The organism is Roseococcus sp. SDR, from assembly GCF_019083995.1.
Lineage (GTDB): Bacteria > Pseudomonadota > Alphaproteobacteria > Acetobacterales > Acetobacteraceae > Roseococcus.
Map to the genome: position 1 here is coordinate 217,918 of NZ_JAHRCU010000003.1, position 18,214 is coordinate 236,131.

An 18,214-nucleotide genomic window follows, 5' to 3' on the forward strand; every position below is an offset into this window, starting at 1 on the left:
TCAGCGGACCTGGGCGATGAGATTGGCGCCCTGCGTCACCACCCGCCGACCCGGCTCGATGCCAGCCGTAATGACGACACGCGCGCCGTCAAGCGGCAGGACCCGCACAGGTCGCGGCGCGAAACGCTCCGCCGCCGTATGCTCGAACACCACGGGCGGCCCCTCGGCGGAGCGCACCACCGCCTCGGCGGGCACGACGATGCCCTGCACATTGCGCCGGTTTCGCACCAGCACGACCACGGGCGCGCCCACCGCCACATCGGCCGGCGGGTTCACCACGCGAAAGTTGAGCGGGACGGCCTGCTGCCGCACGGTCAGGCCGCGCCCTGCGAATTCCAACTCGACGCTGCGGCCATCTCCGAGCACCGCGCTGGCACCGGCGATGTTGTCGAGACTGGTGCGGTCGAAGGCCAGCGCCTCCACCCACAGCCGGGCCGGGTCCACGATTTCGAACACGGCCTGGGTGTTGTCCACCAACTGCCCCAGGGCGGCGCGTACCACCGACACCACGCCCGAGACCGGTGCCACTAGCGGCTCCCGGCCCGACAAGGCCGGCTGGATGGCAGCCCGGCGCTGCCGCACGCCGTTGAGTTCGGCCTGTGCCTCAGAGATTTCCCGTTCGGAGACGCTCCCGCGCAGCGCGGTCAGGCGGTTCACCCGGGCGGCCAGGATGGTGATCTGCGAATCCAGCTCGGCGGCATTCTGTACCAGCGTGCCACGCTCGGAGGCGGTGTAGCTGGGCGTCACGAAGGCCAGCACCTGGCCGCGCTCCACCCGTTGGCCCAGGGTGGGCAGACCGCGCTCGCCTGGCTCCAGCCGGCCGGACTGGCTGGGCTGTACCCGGCCTGACGCATTCGGGTCAGGCACAAGCGTGCCGACGATCTGCGTGGTGGCCAGAGCGTCGCCCGTCGCGGTCACCTCGGTGCGGATGGTAAGCAGGCGTTGCGACGGCTTGGGCATGAAGACGGTGCCATCGTCGTTCCGGCGCGGCGGTTCCGCCACGGTGGTCTGCGCCATGGCCGGGAGGGACATCAGTAAGACTACGGCCACGGATGCCGCCACCCGGATGGCCTTGGCTTCAGGCACCGGCTGGGCCGGCGCCAGATCGGCCTCAATCATCGCGGGCAGCGGGCGGGGCGCCGAGAGCCTACCAATCAAAAGCCCCACGACAAGGAGACCCAGCCCAGCCGCCAGCAGCACCGGCGCCTCACGCAGCGCGTCGAGCCACGTATGTTGCTCCGCCGCGGCGCTGGCTGGCTCGGGGATGCCCAGATGCCCGGTCAGCAGGTCCATCTCCTCGCCAGCGGTGATAGAGAAGATAAGATCTAATGAACCCGGCTGTGCCAGCCGCGGGTGGCGAAGCAGGAACAGGCCGATGCCCTGCCGCTCGGCCTGGATCTCCTGCCCATCCAAGGTGACGTTGACCCCGCCATCGACCGGGGCATTGCCGGCCCAACGATCCAGATAGATCAACATGACGCCGCCGGGCTGGAGAATACCGACCAGTTCGAAAGCTTCGCTCTCGGCTGCCACGCGCGGCAGCGCAGCGGCCGAAGTGGGCGCTTCGTCGCCATGTCCTTCATGCGCCCCTGCCTGCCCGGCCAGCGCAAACATCAAAAGCGCGGCGAGGAACATCCGTCGAAGGATCACGGCTCGACTCCCAGGATCTGGTTGATGGTGGAGGCTGCACGATCGCGCTCGACCCGGCTTCGCCGCCGCGCCGCGTCGGATTGCGCGAGCTGCGCGCGCACGCGCGCCACCTCGATGAAGGGGACATTGCCGGCACGGAAGGCGGCCTCGATCAGTCCGGCCTGCTCGGCCAGCGCGCGGTGCCGCTGCTCGGTCAGCGTGGTCAGCGCTTCGGCATCTTCGCGCTGGGCGCGGGCGCGACGTTCGGCGCTCTCGAAGCTTCGGGCGATGGTGGCCAACTGCGCTTCGGCCGCCGTCGCCTCGGCGCGCGCCATCGCCACGCGCTCCTCAACCTGGGGGGCGTACGCAAAGGGAATCCGGATGCCGATGACAGGCCGGTCCCGCCAGGGCTCGCCGAAGGCATCCCGCTCGCGCCGCCAGCCGGCAAAGACGGTCGGGCTTGCACGATCGCGCACCTGGGCCAGCCGCTCCTCGGCACGCGCAAGCTGCAGGCTGGTGGTGGCGAGCGCCGCCTGCGGCAGGTCACGCAGGGCGGCACCGGGTATGCCGGTGCGTGCAATCGGCTCGGCGGCGCCTGGGGTCGGATCGCGCCCGGACAAAGCGCGAAAGGTGAGTGCGGCATCGCGCACCTGCCCCTCGGCAATCCGAACGGCGCCCTCGGCGTCACGCGCTTCGGCTTGGGCGACGAGCAGATCGGTGCGCGGCGCATTGCCCGCCCCCGCCTGCCGGGCCATGTCGCGCTCCAGCGTGCGGGCTGCGCTGAGGCGAGCGCGGGCGGCATCCCGTTCGGCCAGGGCCAGGGCCCATGCCCAATACGCATCCCGAACCTCGCCCGCGAGGGTAATGCGCGCCTGTCGCAGCCGCGCATCCAACTGCTGTTCCTGGGCGGTCACGCTGCCGCGCAGCGCCCGGGATTCTCCCGGCAGCCAGATCGGCGCCTCCAAGCCCACCTCGAACTCCTGATATCCGCTGCGTTGCGGATTGATCTGTGTGCGCCAGGAGGGCGCGAGGGTCGGCGCTCCAGGCAGCAGGGTCTCTGAGCCACGGCGTCGAGCGGAAATGACGTCGCGTTGCGCTGTCAGCGCTCGGATCTCAGCATTGAGCTCGATCGCCGCAGCAAACCCTGCCCGCAGATCAGCGGAAGCGGCAGGGGAGTGGACGCTGTAGATCAGAGGTAGTGCGAGTAACAGCCTGCGCATGCTTGCTTTCCCTAGATGCCAGTTTGGTCGCACGGCGTACGTGTCAGTGGGCTGCAAGCTTGTGACAAAAGATTGCAAGCGCGAGTGGCCCTCCCCCATCCCAGTAGGATCGCGGGCTACCCCCCGCCGCCCGGACAGACCCGAGCGTGCGCTGCTAACGCACTCAGCTCCCACCTCGGGTGTTTGACGATGAAGCGTTGCTGCGGACACGGGTGTTGAAGCCTGGCGGGCGGCAGCCACCGCATGGCGCCGATCGCCTGCTAGTTGTTGGGCACCGGGTGATACGTGAGATAGCCGCGCACAACTTGGCCGAGCCAGCGCCCCTGATTGGACTCTGGAAAATGACGCATCCAGTGAGAATCGTCTCACGAACACCAGAGCAGGTTAGATTCCGGTTCCCACCGCTGCTCCAGTCGGTTTTCCAACCTCACATTTCCCACGCGCAGATCGCGCCCTGAACCGCAGGTTTCCTGGGGTTTCGCCGGGTCGGCTTGAGGGTTGGAGAACGCAACAAACCCGGAATTCTCTCTCCGGAGGCCCCAAAGTCTCCGAAGCTCGGGGGTGCAGCGATTTACCCTACAAGCTTCAAGTTATTGAAGTTCCTCGTGTTCCGTGACGGCAAGGTTGAGGCTTTTCAGCATCCCTACCGGTCGCCGGCGCATACTCGCTCCCAAACTTCGCCGAAAACCTACAAGCTGCCGGGGGCGCCGCCGAAGCACCGCCCCGTTGGCCCGGGTCAGTGCCGGCCGCCGACCTCGTCGTGATGGGCCCGGACTTCGTCCTCGATTCGGGCCACTAGGGCGTCGACGTCATCTTCCTCCAACACCTCAGGATCGAGCGCCGCCTGGCGGAACAGCGCGACGGCCCTTCGATAGGCAGGTGCCAGTGCGGGGTCCTGCGGCGCACCGAGGATGAAGTGCAGCTTCAGCGGGTCCGTCGCACCGTCCCGAACGGCCGTCAGATGCCCCAGCCACCGGTGGGTCTTCGCCATGATGCCGTCGCCATCGGCCAGGTCGAGCGAGACGGGCTCGTACACATGCCAACTGCCATTCTTCCAGGCGTGCTCGAAGGTGATGCTGTCGAGCGAACCAGCGATCACCTTCGGCTCGAAGGGCACCTGTACATTACGTTCCGCCAGCTTCTCCCGGACAGGGCGCCAAACCTCTTCATCGACCCGCCGGCGCACCGTCCGATCGTCGTTGCGACGAACCAAGCGTTCGAACAGCCGCTCCAGCGTCGCCTCAGCGTCGCTGGTCAGCCCTGAGCCCACAGGCGACCACTGGAGAGCGCTGTCATCCGCAGCCATCGCCTTCCGGGCATAGCTGGCGGCATCCCCCTGGCCAGACAGCAGCGTGGTGGCCGCGACATCCTCGGCCACGGCGCGGATGGCCCGCTCGACCGCGCGCATGGCACGTCGGAACGCCTCCCCGTCGAGATCAGGGAACGCATCCTTCAGCCGACCATGCGTATGGCGGGTCTTGACCAGCAAGCGATGCTCGGCAGCGACGTGCAGCACGATGCCGACATTCAGCATCTCGCCCGCTCGCGCGTCGTGCACGTAGCGGAGGACGGTGTAGGTGTATGGTCGCTGCTCGGTCATGCCAGGACCCTTTTTATCTCGTTGAGGCACCCGTCTATATGGTCACGCGCGTCCTTGATGAGGCGGATGGCCGCCGCCGTGTCTGCCGCGGCCGAGGCCCATTCCGCCGGAAGGGCTGACGCATACCCTTCGATCCGCCCGTCCGACAAGGCGGCCCAGGCTGCCCGGATGGGGTCGAAGTTAAGCGCCGCCCGCCGCAGCTTGTCACGGAAGATGTGCGCGCCTGGATTTACAAGGCGTTGCAGCCCGCCGAGTTGCCATGGCGGCTGCCAGCCGATGATGATCAGCCGATGCGCGAAGGCGAGTTCGTGATCGATGATCCGCAGGTGCTCGCCCAGCACCAGGCAGTTGGCGTTGCCCTCCCGCCGGTCGTCGTTCTGGATGATGGCGTCGAACACGAAGATGCCGAGCGCCGCCTCCACCATCTCGGGCCGCAGGGTGATGCCGGCGTTCCAGGTGGCGAACTGCGGCCCGGCAAGGCGCGAGCCGAAGGCGACGGGCAGGCTAGCGGCCATGGCGGCACGGATATCGGGATCCGGCACCGCGGCCACCCAGGCGGGCGGCAGGTCAACCAGGAAGGGCTGTGGCACCGGCAGGCCGAGATCGCCCGCGAGGCAGGCGGCGATGGCCTCCCGGGCAAGATGCACCGCCCCCTGTTCACAGCGGGCGGAGATCTTTGCGAAGAGTTCGACCTCGTCCCCGGTCGGGTAGGCGCAGGCGAGCATGACGGGCTTGGTGCGGCCGTTGCTGGCCGCACGGGTGAACTCGGTGGCGGTGACCCGCGTCAGCATCCGGCCGGGCTGAAGGTCTGATGCAGCATGGCGGGCAGAAGCGCGGCTGCATCTTCGGCCGCCGCGGCGTTCAGAGCGCGAACAGCCTTCGCTTTCATGCGCAGATCCTCGAACCACTGCTGCGCATCGAGAGGCGGCACAGGCACGAGGATGGCTTCAAGGCGGTCCTGCGCCAGGGTGCGATTTCGATCTGCGCTGCCCGGCGATGCCGCCTGGATTTGCGCCAGCCCGTCGCGCGATTGGAGGAAGAACCAAAGCACGCCGGGAAGCAGCCTTCGGTGATCAGCGACGCAGGTCAGGTACCGGTGCGATGCCACCTTCCCGTGATGCGCCGGCTCAGCCACCGCGAATGCGCCCTCCCATGCCTTGATGTTGCTGATGACGAGGTCGTCCGCCTCGATGCGGAATAGCTTCTGCCAGGTCAGGCTATCCCCTCGTAGCGTAGGCTTCAGGAAAAGGCCGCGACCGAATGCGCGAGCACCGATCTCCTCGTAGGTCCCGTCCTGCTCGATTTCGACGGGGCGACGCACCAGCGGCGCGACATCGGCCATGCGGGCGCGCTGGCTGCCTGCGGTGAGCCGCGCGAAGGCTTGCTGAAGCATCGCAGCGAGCTCCGACTCCTGCCGGTCCGCGGCATCCGCGCGTGCCTTGAGCCGCGATGACACCGCATCCAGCCGCGCGGCGATGCGGCGCTGCTCGTCCAGGGGCGGGAGCGGCACCTGAAAGGTCAGAAGGCTTTCTGGATGCACGCGGCGCCGACGGTCGCCCATTCCAACGCCGAGTTTGGCAATCTCGGCCCAAACACCGGGCTGCTTGAAAATCCAAGCAATGAAGGCGGGATCAGCAGAGCCTTCGATCCAATCGAAGGTAGGGAATTCGTTCGATACGAAGCACCCATCCAGGTCTAGCGGGACAACCGCATAGGCGCCTTCGAAAGCGAACAGCCTGCTGTAGATGAACTGTCCCGCACGAACCCGGTAGAGGGTCTTCGCGCTCGTATCCATGCCGGTGATGTCGGGTTTGGCAAAGACTCCACGACCGAAACCGAAGATGCCGAGGTTGGGGTAACTCCGTTCAGGATGAACCGCCTCAGCGTCCTGGACAGGTCGGAGAACATCGCCCAACGGCACCATGCGCCAACGCGACATGATCACGCGCGCTCCGCCACCAGCGCCTCAATCTCCCGCAGCAGGTCCAGCACCTGGGCCTCCCGGGCCACCATCCCGGAGACGATCTCGGCCGGCGTGCGATGGTCCTCCGCCTCCACGGCGTTCGGATTCTTCAGGTCGAGGTTCACCGCCAGCACGCGCCCCTCCGCGTCCGTGCGGATCAACCCCTCGGCCGGCACCGTCCAGGCCCGCGGGTCTTCGCCACGTGCACCCCACCAGGCCAAGCAATCGGCCAGATCCTCGAACTGCAAAGGCGCGGTCTTGCTGTATTTCCGACGCCCCTCCGGCGCGGGCTGCTGCCAGTAGCTGATCGTCTGCGTCGGCCCGCTGGTGTCGAAGAAGATCACATTGGTGGGGATATCGGTGTAGGGCGCGAAGACGCCCTCCGGTAACCGCAGCACAGTGTGCAGGTTGAACTCGCGCAGTAAGTCCGCCTTCACCCGCGCGGCCACGCCGCCCTCGAACAGCGTGCCATTAGGCACGATCACCGCGGCGCGTCCCTGCCCATGCCGCTTCAGCCGCCGCATGATGAGCTGCAGGAACAGCATCGCCGTCTCATTGGTCCGGCGGTCATCGGGAAAATTGGCCTGGATACCGACCTCCTCCTCCCCGCCGAAGGGCGGGTTGGTGAGGATGACATTCACCCGGTCCCGCTCACCGATCTGCGTCAGGCGCTGGCGGGAGAGCGTGTTGCCGAGCGTGATGTCCGGCGCCTCCAGCCCATGCAGCAGCAGGTTCATCTGCGCCAGCAGGAAGGGCAGCCGCTTCGCCTCGCCACCGATCAGGCTGCGATCCTGCAACACCTCCCGGTCCTCGGTGGTGCGCACCTGGGCGGAGAGATGCTCGAAGGCCTCAGCCAGGAAGCCGCCCGTGCCACAGGCAGGATCGAGCACCACCTCGCCCAGCCGCGGATTGGTGACGGCCACCATGAAGCGCACCACGGCGCGCGGCGTGTAGAATTCGCCGCTGTCGCCGGCGGCGTCCCGCATCTCCCGCAGCAGCCCTTCATAGAGGCGGGAGAGGGTGTGGATCTCCTCCGACGCGTCGAAATGGATTGCGTCCACCAGATTGACCACGTCGCGCAGGAGGTAGCCGCTTTCCATGCGGTTGGTCATTTCGGCGAAGACGGTGGCGATCACGTCGCGCCGGTCCCGCACGCCATCCCGGCCGCGCAGCGAGCGGAGATAGGCGAAGAGGCCCGGCCCCTTCGAACCATCGGGCCGGATCGTCTCCTCCGCCGCGAGGAAGCGGATCAAGTCAGGCCCGGTGATACCGTCCCGGCGCGCCGCCCAATCGCGCCAGCGATAAGGCGGGTCGATCGCCGCATGGAAGGGCTTGCCGGCCAGAACCGCCTCGTCCTCATGGATGCGCTCCATGTCGTCGAGGAACTTCAGGAATAAAACCCAGGTCAGCAGGGGCAAGCGGTCCAGGTCGCCGTTCAGCCCCTTGTCCTTTCGCATAATCTGGCGGGCTGATTTGACGATGCTGTCCAGGCGCTGGGCGGTGGTCTGCTGCGCGGCCGCGGGGCGCTTAGCCATCGGCGCGAAGGTCCTGCGCGGCCTGGGCGGCGATCAGCGCGACACGATGCGCGTCCGGGATGGCGCAGACATGCGTCTCGACGCCGAACGCATCCCATGCCTGGTTCGCCCATGCCTTCGGGCCGAAGCTCGCCCGCGCAATCGGGTCCAAGAACACCAGCATCTTTCGTACCCGCTTGCCCTGCCACTCAGCGGCATGGGCCTGTTCAATCAGCAGCATCTTCAACGTGTCCTTCAGGACCTTGTTCTTGGTTGCCGTCTTCATGGCCGAGCCGACGCGCGCGTTCACTTCCAGCAGCACCACCTCGTCCGTCGATTCGGCGAAGGCGTCCACGATGGCCGCCGCTGGGCCGATCGGAAAGCGCTTCTGGGTCTCGACATGCGAGAGGCCGAGTTCCGCCGCGACGATACCGAGGGCGACCTTCTCGGCTTCACGCTGCGCCAGGGAATCGCTGCCCATACGGGGCACGGCGCCAATGTCACGCGGCATAGAGCTGTTCCTGTAACTCGGCCATCGCAGCGCGCAGCTGATCGGCGCCACCGAAGCGGCGGACGATCTCGCTCGGGTTCCCCATGGAGGCTACTGGCTCGATCCGCAGCGCATCCGGCAGGCGCAACTCATCGGCACCATGAGCGGCGTACTTCTCCAGCAGCGCTTCCAGCACCGCGCGCGCATCGGGGCCGTGGCGGTCGAAGAGGTCCTGCCGCTCGGTGCGCAAGCGCTCGGCGCGCTGCCGTCGTGTGCGCAGCGGCGCGTCCCAGGCGAGATGGCACAGAAGGTCGAAGGGGTCGTCATCCGGCCGCGCCATCTCGGTGGCCAGGGTCGTGAGGTCGATACCCCTTTCCGCCAGCTCCTCGACGACTGCCGCGCGCTTATCGGCGATGGTCCAGGCAGCGCGAAAGGCTGATGGAGTGGGATAGAGGGTGCGGATCTTCTCGCCGGTGTAGTCGGTGATGCGGCGGGCGGTCAGACGCTTGCCATCGGCGTCGAGCTCATAGACGTGGTGCTGCACCACTTCGACGGTGCCACCATCCACATAGAATTTTCGTGGCTCACCAGGCTGGCCGCCGCCGGGCGGCAGCGGCGTGGCGGGGCCGGCCGGCTCGTCACCACCCGGCTCCTCGCCACCTGGTGGGGCAACAGGGTCGATCACTACGCCCGTCTCGATGCCATTCGGGTCGATAGTGGTGGTGGTCGCGGCGACGGGATCGCCATCGAAATCGGGATCGGCGAATTTCGCCGTCGCGGTGCCCGTGTAGTCGAGGATGTTGAAAAACAGCTTGCCGTAGTCCTCCCGCAGGCGGGTGCCGCGGCCGATGATCTGTTTGAACTCGCTCATGGAGCCGACCACGCGCGCAAGCACCACGTTGCGGCATGTCGGCGCATCCACGCCGGTCGTCAGCATCTGGGAGGTGGTGAGGATGACGGGCGTTCGCTTCTCAAGGTCCTGAAAGTGCGACAGGTGGCCCCGACCGATCATGCCTTCGTCGGACGTCACGCGGCAGACGTAGTTCGGGTATCGCGCCACGAGATCGGCATTGAGGTTGGAAAGGGCACGGCGCATCTCGCTGGCGTGCTCCTGGTCCACGCAAAAGACGATCGTCTTGGCGAAGCGGTCGGTGGCCTTCAGGAAGCCGGTCAGATGGCGGGCGATCGCCTCAGTGCGGGCACGCAGGGCGACGACGCGCTCAAAATCCTTCGTGTGGTACTCCTCGTCCGGGATCTCGCGACCGAAACGGTCGAGCTCCCCCTTCGTAGGACGCCAGCCGGCCGCATCGGTATCCGTCACGACACGGTGGACCCGATAGGGCGCGAGGAAGCCGTCCGCGATGCCTTGCGCGAGCGAGTAGGTATAGAGCGGGTCACCGAAATAGGCGTAGGTGTCGCGGTTGTCCTCACGCAGCGGCGTGGCGGTCATGCCGATCTGGAACGATGGCGCGAAGTAGTCGAGGATCTCGCGCCAGCTGCTGTCGTCGCGGGCGCTTCCACGGTGGCATTCATCGACGATGATCAGATCGAAGAAGTCGGGCGGGAACTCGCGGTAGAGACCGGGGCGCCGCTCGTCCTGGGCAATCGCCTGGTAGATCGCGAAGTAGATGTCCCGACCGAGGCTTACCCGCCCACCCTCGATCTTGAAGCGGCCCTTGCCGAACGGCGCGAAGTCGCGCGCCATCGGGTCGTCCACCAGCACGTTGCGGTCGGCCAGGAAGAGGATCTTGGGCTTCAGATGGTCGCCACGCCGGTTCCAGCCGGATGACCAAAGGCGCCAGGCGATCTGGAACGCGATCGGCGTCTTGCCGGCCCCGGTGCAGAGGGTGAGGAGGCTGCGCTGCCGTCCGGTCAGAACGGCCTGTACGGCACGGTTGACCGCAATCTCCTGATAGTAGCGGAGCGGCTTGGCCGGATCAGGATAGCCGGGGGTGAGCGCCATCTGCGCAAGCGAGTCGTCGGCGAGGCCGAGGCCGGCGCGTTGCCGCGCCCAGAGATCGGCGGGGGTGGGGAAGTCATCGACCACGCGTTCAATGCCGGCGAAGAAATCGAACTCGATGATCTCCTTGCCATTGGTCGCGTAGGCGAATTTGAGACCGAGTATTTCGGCGTAGTCCTTTGCCTGCTGCAGCCCGTCGGCGGCGCTGAGGTAGGTGGGCTTCGCTTCGACGACGGCGAGCGCCAAGTCGGGACGATACCGCAGCAGGTAGTCCGCGCGCTTGCGGCGGCCGCGGCGGGGTTGCCCGGCCACGAACACGACCCGCCCATCGGTGAAAGTCCGCTGCTCCTGTACGGCGTGCGGCGCGGAGTCCCAGCCGGCAGCCTGGAGCCGAGGCACAACGAAGAGGCGGCAGGTGTCAGCTTCGGTGTTCAACTCGCCTCCCTCGGCCAGAATTCGAAACAAATGACTGCTTCAGGCCGCGCGCCCGTTCCAGGGCCAGGGCACGGGATGCCTGGCGGGTTCGAGATACGCGGCATGGGCTGTCGACTCCGCGGGCATTACGGCGGCGGCCGCAAACGTCCAAGTATTGATCATTGTGCCCAAGGATAAACCCGCTGTCATCTGCCGCCGATGGCGACGCGGGGTTAGCAGCAGCTATTCGGCCGCATTTATGGCTGCGCGCTGGGCATCCCATGCGGCTGGGAGCGGGTCCAGCAGCACCGGCAAGCCGATTCGTTCGGGGTGCCTGCCATCGAGAACGCTCTCGACGATGTCGGGAGCGAGAAGCGTCAGCTTCAGCAGGCTGCCGAGATATCCCCGATCGAGTTTTTCGACTGCCGCCAATTCGGTGATAGAGGCATATCGGCCCTCGTCCAGCATCCGCTGATATCGGAACGCCCGTGCCAGCGCCTTCACTAGCGCCGGGTCGGCGCGCGTCGTGACCGGCGCCACGCCATCGGTCATCGGCGTCACGACGGTCTTCCGGCCCGGTCGGTGCCGAATCGCCAGCGGCACCCGGACCGTGATGCTGGTCGCCGTGGTCATGCTGCCGCCATCAGCGCGTTGGGCGAGATGGCGGTGAGATCGCGGACCAGGCCGGCGAGGCCCTCCACGCGCAGCCTAATGTCGGCACCGGCCGGCCCGACCACCACCCGTTCCACCAGTGACCGCACGATCCTCGCCTGCTCCGCGGGGAACAGATGCTCCCACAGTGGGTCGAGCCGATGCAGCGCGTCCTGGGTCTCGCCCTCAGTCAGGTCCGGCGCCTCCCGGCGCGCCGCCCGCCAGGTGCCAACCACGATCTCCGGCTGCCGCAGCAGCGTCCGCACCTGATCGACCACCGCCGCCTCGATCTCCGCTGCCGATACCCGGCGCACGATGGTGTCGTCACCGGCGGCGTCGCCCTTCAGCACGCGCTGGGCCACGTAGTAGCGATAGAGGCGGCCGTGCTTCCTGGCGTGGGTCGGCGACAGTGCCCGGCCATCCACGCCAAAGATCAGCCCCTTCAGCAGCGCTGGCGTCTGCGCACGGTTCTGATTGGCGCGCACGCGTGGGCTGATCTGCAATACGGCATGCGCCCGATCCCAGAGATCCCGCGGCACGATCCCCTGGTGCTCACCGGGGTAGACCTGTCCCTTGTGGGCGGCGTCGCCGACATAGGTCCGGTTGTTCAGCAGCTTGTAGACGTCGCCCTTGTCCAGCGGCCGGCCCGCCTTGCTGGTGGCGCTCTCCGCCCGGAGGCGGGTCACCGTCTCGATGCCCGATCCCGTCTCGGCGAAAATCTCGAACACGCGGCGAACCCGCGGCGCCTCGTCCTCATTCACGATCAACTTCCGCGCGACGACGTCGTAGCCGAGCGGCACCTTGCCCCCCATCCACATGCCGCGGGCGCGGGAGGCAGCGAATTTGTCGCGGATGCGCTCGCCAATGACCTCGCGTTCGAACTGCGCGAAGCTGAGCAGGATGTTCAACGTCAACCGACCCATGCTGGTGGTGGTGTTGAAGGACTGCGTGACGGAGACGAAGGTCACGCCATGCGCATCCATCACCTCCACCAACTTGGCGAAATCCATCAGCGAGCGGGACAGGCGGTCGATCTTGTAGACCACGATCACGTCGACGAGGTCGGCCTGGATGTCGCGTAGGAGGCGCTGCAGCGCCGGCCGCTCCAGCGTGCCGCCCGAGAACCCGCCGTCGTCATAGCTGTCGCGCACCAGCACCCAGCCCTCGGCGCGCTGGCTGGTGATGTACGCTTCGCAGGCGTCGCGCTGCGCGTCGAGCGTATTGAATTCCTTCTCCAGCCCCTCGTCCGTGGATTTGCGCGTGTAGACCGCGCAGCGCAGCTTCTTCGTGGTGGCCGGCATGGCCGGCTCAATGCGGGCGCGGCGGCTCATGCGTCACCTCGCGCGCGCAGCCCGAAGAACGTCCAGCCGTTCCAGCGCGTGCCGGTGATGTGGCGCGCGATGGCGGACAGGGACTGATACGGCCGTCCCTCAAATTCAAAGTCGTCGGCGCGCACGGTGACCACGTGCTGCACGCCCTGCCATTCCCGGATCAGGCGCGTGCCGGCAAGCGGGCGACTGTCGGCGCGGATTCGGCGCAGGACGACGTTTCCGCCATCCAGTTGCTCGCCGAGCGCCACCAGCCGATCGGCGGTCTCGGGCTTCAGCCCGCCATAGGCCAATTCCTGGATGCGATAGGCCAGCCGGCTCTGGATGTAGGCCCGGTTCCAGGGCGGCGGCTCCTTGCCGAACAGTTCGCGCCACTGCTGCTTCAACGTAGCGGTCGGCGCCGCCTGCAGCGCGGCGAGCCGCGACAGCACCTGCGTCGGCGGGATCTTCGGGATGGTGGGCGCCGGCGCGGGCGCGGCGGTGGATCGTCTGGTCATGCGAGTCCCTTCCTGTTGGGGTTCGCATGCAGGCGCTGGTGGGCGGTGGAGTGTAGGGGAACGTCTCCCACCCCCCGAGCTATCTGTGCATCCCGCGCATGGTCTTCGGCAGCGCGGCTGCGCAGCCGCACCAGGCCGGCGGCCAGGATCGAGCAAACCTCCCGAAGGTGCGGCGGGAGCTGCTGGTTCATCGGGCCGGATGCGGGAAGGCTCATCCCAAGCCATTACTCGGCAAGGCCAGAATCCGTATCACGTGACCGTTGCGCCGTGCTCACAACCTCCGATAGAAAGATTACGAATCATCAATCGGAGCTTCGCTTGGCCAAGAACGTCCGAAACTTCGTAAACCGCCTGTTCATGCAGACGGTCGACCTTGGCCTTCTTCGAGAACTCCTTGCGCCGCATGAGCCAGAAATGGCCTTTAAGTGGCTTGAGCTTCCTGAAGACGAATCTGCCCAGCGGGATGCCCTCTTCCACCTCTTCCGGGAGCGCGGTGACGAGTTCCCCGATATATTGTTGGATGCGCTTCACTCAATACTGACTCTTTCGACGCCGAATGGAGCGCGGGCGCTTCAGGAGATTGCCGATGAGCGCGGCGTGCGACTGGCCGAGGAGGCCGAACCGGCACCCGCCGACGATCGGAAGCGCCTGACCGCGCGCCATCTCGCGCTGATCGCCTACCTGCACCACCGCGATATCTTTCAGCGAGCGGTCCATCGGCACGCGTTTTTCGCATCATCCCCCCTCAGGCTGATCGGAGCCAGGAAAGGAGTGGTGCCGCGGCACGAGGACGAGACGGCACGGGAAGCCTTCAAAGCCGCCTGCCGGGAATACTTCGCGCGGCGCTACCAGGGGCGAATTTGCGACGTCTACTGGTACCCGGAGTCCACGCACATGAATCTGCTGGTTGAGCACGGCATGAACGCCGTGATCCTTCCCGTGGAGGAGGGCGGCCGGCAGACGACGCGTCCTGTGCGCGAGATCACAGCAGACGCCATTTGCTTCGAGCCAGAGACAGGGCTGATTAAGGTGGCGGCGCGCGCCAAGGTCGAGCGCCTGAAGCTGGTGCACCTATTCGCCGAACATCTCCTCGACGATCCCGACTTTTTCTCTGGTCCGAAGAGCGATCAACTTTACCATCTGGCGCCCATCGAAAAGAAGGGCACCACCTGGAAGTTCGAGAACGACTGGGACGACGATCTGAAAAGCGTCAAGGTCGTCGAGATCGAGATCGATGAGGGGCAAGCAGGCAAAGGCGGCCGCGGAGGTTCCCCGTGGAGCCTCCGCATGACCGACACCCTGAATTCCGTGTCCCGGGTCGAGCGCGTGTGTCCAGACATCGATCTCTCGACCTTGCGGGTATCGGGGCTGAAGATGCGGATGCGCTTCGAAATCGACGGGGAGCGACGCGACGTCACGGTCGCGATCAAGGTGCCCAACACAGTCTCCTTTCGCGACCATCTGCTCGAGGCCCGGATTTTCGAGCACCTTCGGCTCAACGGATTTCTGATGGATGACGACCCTGCTCGCCTCGCTGCTGCAGCAGATTGATCTGCATCCCATCCGCGCGCTGCCCGCCGCAGCGTGCATAGGGTGGGAGCCGCTTCGAGATCACCTCCGCCAAGTGGGCATCCTGGCCTGGCGTCCACCGCTGGACGAGGCGGACGCAGCGGATGTCGAGTTTGTCGATGGCGAGCCCTACCTCACCGTCGTCCAAGATGATCTGCATGCGCGTTCGCTCGACATCGACTTTCGCGCGACGGCGGTCGCCATCCGCCGGGACTGCGGGATCACGGGTCCACCTTTGGAACTGCTAGACGCACGGGTTGTGCGCATCGGCGCCGTCCCGGCCAAACCGTACCCGTGCGGCGTCTACCTGGTACGACTCCTGTCCGACCGGAATGCATTGGACACCTTGTCGGCGATCAAGGCACGCCATGGTGCGGGTCGCGTGATCATCATGACACCGACATTGCGCTTCCTCAGTCCCGAGACGCTTCGTTTGATTCAGCCACTCGGCGTCACCATCAGCCCCGTCGCCGAGCGCATAGCTGGCGCCCTGCCCGCGCCTTTCCGAATGCTGCTCGACGATCTTGTCAGCGGACAGGATGCGGCTCCGCGGGAGGATGCTCTGCAGCTCGATGAGATTCGCTCGGTTGCGGCCTTTCGGGGCAGCGAGCTTTCGCTGACCCCCCGTGAATTCCACGCCCTGCGAGAACTCGCCGGTGCGGCTGCCGACCGCGATCCCATCGTTTCGAGGGGTGCGATCCTGGATGTTCTCGCCAGATACTCGACCCATGGCGAGGAGCCGAGAGACGAGCAGGTGACACTGGTCATCTCGGCCATCAAGAAGGCCATTGCGGCAGCAGCGTCACCGGAAGAGAAAGCCTCGGACGCGCTCATCCGGACCGTTCGCGGTGTTGGGTACGAGCTTCGGCTGCCGGCTGACCGCATCTGGTTTCGACGCTCGGACGCACGAGCAGAATAGCTTCCGCATAGGTTCGGATAGCTTCCACACAGGTTGAATCCCCCCCGCGAACGGCACGGTCCGCCCATCAACTCGATGGAAAGGACCACCGATGGCTTCCCACCCCAATCTCCCCGACCTCGCTCCGGCCCACCATCTCGCCGGCGTTGCAGCCTCGGCCCTGTGCCGCAGCCTCGGCCTGCCGCCTGAGGATCGCGAAGACTTCCGCCAGGATCTTCTTGTCGATCTTCTGACCCGTCTTCCTGCCTACGACCCCGCGAAGGGCGAGTTCGGCGCCTTCGCTCGGGTCTGCATCCGGAATGCTGCCGCACTGATCGCCGGCAAAGCCCGTCGCCAGCGCGCGGCCCGCCATCCGCGCTCCCTCGACGATGCCGTTCCCAACACCGAAGGCCTGACGCTGGGCGACACCATCGCGGAGGCGGATGGATACGGCGCGTGGTGCGGCCAGTCCACCGACGCCATCGGCGCGCTGGAACGCCGCCTCGACCTGGAGCGCGCGGCCGGCGCAATCGCCCCCGAGGACTACCCGCTCTGCGCAGCGCTCAGCGAGCACACGCCGCACGAGTTCGGCGAGCAGAAGACGATGCCGCGCATGCGCATCTATCGCCGCATCCGGGAAATCCGCCTGCGGCTGCTCGCCGCCGGCATCCCCTCCGCCGCCTGATACGGATTTGGAGGTGGATGAGTAATGGCTGTCATGGACACCAACATCCCCGACATTCGCGCGGTGGCAGCGCCCCTCACCGAGGCGTCGCTCTGCACCTGGCTGGGCGCCGCGGCGCCTGGCGACAGCATCACCTACCACCGTGGCGCGCTCGCCCGGCAGGTCTGCCCGCAGTTGCAGTGCCTGCCCGAGAACGAGCGCACCGCGCTCCAGCGCCTGGCGGCCCGTGCCTGGAAGCTGGCTGAACTCGGCCTCGCCGACATCGTCCAGCGCCGCCACGGCTATGAGGACTACGCCTACATCCTCGTCGCCCGCCGCCGCCCGCGTCGCGCCGCCTCCGCCATCCTGCCGCTGCTGCTCGCGGAGGCCGCGTGATGGACGCGCTCCGCATCAACCGCCCCACCCTCGACGCGCTGCGCCACATGCCGGTGAGCGATGTCATCGCGCTGCCCGCCGAGCATCTGGCGCTGCTGCAGACCGATGCGCGCGAGGCGCTGGACGCCGCCAAGCGCATGCAGGACTGGATCGAGGCCGCGATCGCGCTCCGCTACGAGCAGCGCGCCATCGGCGCCCGTGCCGCCGCCGGCAAGGATACCGGCACGGTCCGCTTTCAGGACGGCACCGTGGAGATCGCGGTCGACCTGCCGAAGAAGGTGGAATGGGACCAGGCGCGGCTCGCCGCACTGGCGGAGCAGATCCGCGCCGGCGGCGAGGATCCGGGCCAGTACGTCGAGGTCAGCTTCAAGGTCTCCGAGCGGGCCTACACCGCCTGGCCCGATCGCATCCGCCAGGCCTTCGAGCCGGCACGCACGGTCCGCACCGGCCGCGCCACCTATCGCCTCGCCATCATGTCCGAGACGGCGCTGCGCGACAGCCCGCATGGCGCCGGCGTCATCCCGCTGCGGGGAGGCCGCTGATGGCGCTGCGCATCATCACCGCCGACGAGCGGCAGGCTGAGGCGCGCGGCATCAAGGCCGTGATCTTCGGCAAGAGCGGCATCGGCAAGACCTACCTCCTGCTGACACTCGACGAGGGCAGCACGCTCTTCATCGACCTGGAGGCGGGCGATCTCGCTGTGCAGCACTGGCGTGGCGCGTCGATCCGCCCGCGCACCTGGGAGGAATGCCGAGACCTCGCGCTGTTCCTCGCCGGCCCCAACCCCGCACTGCGCGATGACCAGCCCTATTCCGCCGCGCAGTTTGCACGCGTCCTGCAGGCCTATGGCGATCCGGCGCGCATGGACGGCTTCGCCACCATCTTCGTGGACAGCATCACGGTCGCCGGCCGGCTCTGCTTCCAGTGGTGCCGCGGTCAGCCCGAGGCGCATTCGGAGAAGACCGGCAAGCCGGACATCCGCGGCGCCTATGGCTTGCATGGCCGCGAGATGATCGCCTGGCTCACGCATCTGCAGCATGCGCGTGGGCGCAACGTGATCTTCGTCGGAATCCTTGACGAGAAGCTCGACGACTTCAATCGCCGCGTCTTCGTGCCGCAGATCGACGGCAGCAAGACCGGCCTCGAGCTGCCCGGCATCGTCGACCAGGTGATGACGCTGGCGGAGATCAAGCCGGACGCCGCTCCCGGCCAGCCTGCGCTCGCATCCTTCCGCGGTCTGGTCTGCCAGACGCTGAACCCCTGGGGCTACCCCGCGAAGGATCGTAGCGGCCGGCTCGACATGCTGGAGCCGCCGCATCTCGGGCAGCTCTTCCAGAAGATCCGCAGCCCATCGCCGCCGATCGCCGCGCACGGCGCGCCGTCGATCACGCCGCCCGTCCCTACCCCCAACACCTGATCGG

Annotated in this window: 17 protein-coding genes; 6 read left to right on the top strand and 11 right to left on the bottom strand. The window is 66.9% G+C overall.

The window, feature by feature from the left end; translation table 11 throughout:
• From KTR66_RS05140 to KTR66_RS05190, 11 genes are all read right to left on the bottom strand, one after another.
• Nucleotides 1-1,635, bottom strand: a complete 1,635-nt coding sequence (locus KTR66_RS05140; protein WP_213611100.1) for an efflux RND transporter periplasmic adaptor subunit — start codon at nucleotides 1,633-1,635, stop codon at nucleotides 1-3.
• Nucleotides 1,636-1,646: 11 nt separating this feature from the next.
• Nucleotides 1,647-2,849, bottom strand: a complete 1,203-nt coding sequence (locus KTR66_RS05145) for a TolC family protein (RefSeq protein WP_213611101.1) — start codon at nucleotides 2,847-2,849, stop codon at nucleotides 1,647-1,649.
• A gap of 736 nt (nucleotides 2,850-3,585) precedes the next feature.
• Nucleotides 3,586-4,449 carry a DUF3037 domain-containing protein gene (locus tag KTR66_RS05150; RefSeq protein ID WP_213611102.1) on the bottom strand — a complete coding sequence of 288 codons (864 nt, stop codon included), beginning with the start codon at nucleotides 4,447-4,449 and terminating at the stop codon, nucleotides 3,586-3,588.
• Nucleotides 4,446-5,240 carry a HipA family kinase gene (locus tag KTR66_RS05155; protein WP_371819031.1) on the bottom strand — a complete coding sequence of 265 codons (795 nt, stop codon included), beginning with the start codon at nucleotides 5,238-5,240 and terminating at the stop codon, nucleotides 4,446-4,448. Before KTR66_RS05155 ends, KTR66_RS05150 begins: the two co-directional genes overlap by 4 nt.
• Nucleotides 5,234-6,388 (bottom strand): hypothetical protein, encoded by a 1,155-nt coding sequence (locus KTR66_RS05160; protein ID WP_213611104.1) that lies wholly within the window; start codon nucleotides 6,386-6,388, stop codon nucleotides 5,234-5,236. The genes KTR66_RS05155 and KTR66_RS05160 overlap by 7 nt, the downstream gene beginning before the upstream one ends.
• A gap of 2 nt (nucleotides 6,389-6,390) precedes the next feature.
• Nucleotides 6,391-7,947 carry a class I SAM-dependent DNA methyltransferase gene (locus tag KTR66_RS05165; protein ID WP_213611106.1) on the bottom strand — a complete coding sequence of 519 codons (1,557 nt, stop codon included), beginning with the start codon at nucleotides 7,945-7,947 and terminating at the stop codon, nucleotides 6,391-6,393.
• Nucleotides 7,940-8,437 (bottom strand): hypothetical protein, encoded by a 498-nt coding sequence (locus KTR66_RS05170; RefSeq protein ID WP_213611107.1) that lies wholly within the window; start codon nucleotides 8,435-8,437, stop codon nucleotides 7,940-7,942. Before KTR66_RS05170 ends, KTR66_RS05165 begins: the two co-directional genes overlap by 8 nt.
• Entirely contained in the window at nucleotides 8,427-10,811 is a 2,385-nt protein-coding gene (hsdR, locus tag KTR66_RS05175) for an EcoAI/FtnUII family type I restriction enzme subunit R (RefSeq protein ID WP_213611109.1), read from the bottom strand. Before hsdR ends, KTR66_RS05170 begins: the two co-directional genes overlap by 11 nt.
• A gap of 222 nt (nucleotides 10,812-11,033) precedes the next feature.
• Nucleotides 11,034-11,423, bottom strand: coding sequence for a hypothetical protein (locus KTR66_RS05180; protein WP_213611111.1), 390 nt, complete (start codon nucleotides 11,421-11,423; stop codon nucleotides 11,034-11,036).
• A complete protein-coding gene (locus tag KTR66_RS05185; RefSeq protein WP_213611113.1) occupies nucleotides 11,420-12,772 on the bottom strand; it encodes a recombinase family protein in 1,353 nt (450 codons plus the stop codon). The genes KTR66_RS05180 and KTR66_RS05185 overlap by 4 nt, the downstream gene beginning before the upstream one ends.
• Nucleotides 12,769-13,266, bottom strand: a complete 498-nt coding sequence (locus KTR66_RS05190) for a DUF2924 domain-containing protein (RefSeq protein WP_213611114.1) — start codon at nucleotides 13,264-13,266, stop codon at nucleotides 12,769-12,771. The genes KTR66_RS05185 and KTR66_RS05190 overlap by 4 nt, the downstream gene beginning before the upstream one ends.
• 318 nt (nucleotides 13,267-13,584) lie before the next feature.
• Between KTR66_RS05190 and KTR66_RS05195 the strand changes: the two genes are divergently transcribed.
• The 6 genes from KTR66_RS05195 (at nucleotide 13,585) to KTR66_RS05220 (ending at nucleotide 18,210) form a co-directional block, all read left to right on the top strand.
• A complete protein-coding gene (locus KTR66_RS05195; protein WP_213611115.1) occupies nucleotides 13,585-14,817 on the top strand; it encodes a hypothetical protein in 1,233 nt (410 codons plus the stop codon).
• Nucleotides 14,780-15,754 (top strand): winged helix-turn-helix domain-containing protein, encoded by a 975-nt coding sequence (locus KTR66_RS05200; protein WP_213611116.1) that lies wholly within the window; start codon nucleotides 14,780-14,782, stop codon nucleotides 15,752-15,754. The genes KTR66_RS05195 and KTR66_RS05200 overlap by 38 nt, the downstream gene beginning before the upstream one ends.
• Before the next feature lie 91 nt (nucleotides 15,755-15,845).
• Complete coding sequence (locus tag KTR66_RS05205) at nucleotides 15,846-16,418, top strand: sigma factor (protein WP_213611117.1); 573 nt, start codon at nucleotides 15,846-15,848, stop codon at nucleotides 16,416-16,418.
• A 24-nt stretch (nucleotides 16,419-16,442) separates the two neighbouring features.
• Nucleotides 16,443-16,793: a hypothetical protein gene (locus KTR66_RS05210; RefSeq protein ID WP_249731844.1), complete on the top strand. Its 351-nt coding sequence runs from the start codon at nucleotides 16,443-16,445 to the stop codon at nucleotides 16,791-16,793.
• Nucleotides 16,793-17,335, top strand: coding sequence for a hypothetical protein (locus KTR66_RS05215; protein WP_213611118.1), 543 nt, complete (start codon nucleotides 16,793-16,795; stop codon nucleotides 17,333-17,335). The genes KTR66_RS05210 and KTR66_RS05215 overlap by 1 nt, the downstream gene beginning before the upstream one ends.
• Entirely contained in the window at nucleotides 17,335-18,210 is an 876-nt protein-coding gene (locus tag KTR66_RS05220) for an ATP-binding protein (protein WP_213611119.1), read from the top strand. Before KTR66_RS05215 ends, KTR66_RS05220 begins: the two co-directional genes overlap by 1 nt.
• Nucleotides 18,211-18,214 lie beyond the last annotated feature (4 nt).

What these genes read in the sequence shown, in the direction of transcription:
- KTR66_RS05140 (WP_213611100.1), bottom strand. Translation starts at nt 1,635, where the DNA reads ATGTTCCTCGCCGCGCTTTTGATGTTTGCGCTGGCCGGGCAGGCAGGG.
- KTR66_RS05145 (WP_213611101.1), bottom strand. Translation starts at nt 2,849, where the DNA reads ATGCGCAGGCTGTTACTCGCACTACCTCTGATCTACAGCGTCCACTCC.
- KTR66_RS05150 (WP_213611102.1), bottom strand. Translation starts at nt 4,449, where the DNA reads ATGACCGAGCAGCGACCATACACCTACACCGTCCTCCGCTACGTGCAC.
- KTR66_RS05155 (WP_371819031.1), bottom strand. Translation starts at nt 5,240, where the DNA reads ATGCTGACGCGGGTCACCGCCACCGAGTTCACCCGTGCGGCCAGCAAC.
- KTR66_RS05160 (WP_213611104.1), bottom strand. Translation starts at nt 6,388, where the DNA reads ATGTCGCGTTGGCGCATGGTGCCGTTGGGCGATGTTCTCCGACCTGTC.
- KTR66_RS05165 (WP_213611106.1), bottom strand. Translation starts at nt 7,947, where the DNA reads ATGGCTAAGCGCCCCGCGGCCGCGCAGCAGACCACCGCCCAGCGCCTG.
- KTR66_RS05170 (WP_213611107.1), bottom strand. Translation starts at nt 8,437, where the DNA reads ATGCCGCGTGACATTGGCGCCGTGCCCCGTATGGGCAGCGATTCCCTG.
- KTR66_RS05180 (WP_213611111.1), bottom strand. Translation starts at nt 11,423, where the DNA reads ATGACCACGGCGACCAGCATCACGGTCCGGGTGCCGCTGGCGATTCGG.
- KTR66_RS05185 (WP_213611113.1), bottom strand. Translation starts at nt 12,772, where the DNA reads ATGAGCCGCCGCGCCCGCATTGAGCCGGCCATGCCGGCCACCACGAAG.
- KTR66_RS05190 (WP_213611114.1), bottom strand. Translation starts at nt 13,266, where the DNA reads ATGACCAGACGATCCACCGCCGCGCCCGCGCCGGCGCCCACCATCCCG.
- KTR66_RS05200 (WP_213611116.1), top strand. Translation starts at nt 14,780, where the DNA reads ATGACGACCCTGCTCGCCTCGCTGCTGCAGCAGATTGATCTGCATCCC.
- KTR66_RS05205 (WP_213611117.1), top strand. Translation starts at nt 15,846, where the DNA reads ATGGCTTCCCACCCCAATCTCCCCGACCTCGCTCCGGCCCACCATCTC.
- KTR66_RS05210 (WP_249731844.1), top strand. Translation starts at nt 16,443, where the DNA reads ATGGCTGTCATGGACACCAACATCCCCGACATTCGCGCGGTGGCAGCG.
- KTR66_RS05215 (WP_213611118.1), top strand. Translation starts at nt 16,793, where the DNA reads ATGGACGCGCTCCGCATCAACCGCCCCACCCTCGACGCGCTGCGCCAC.
- KTR66_RS05220 (WP_213611119.1), top strand. Translation starts at nt 17,335, where the DNA reads ATGGCGCTGCGCATCATCACCGCCGACGAGCGGCAGGCTGAGGCGCGC.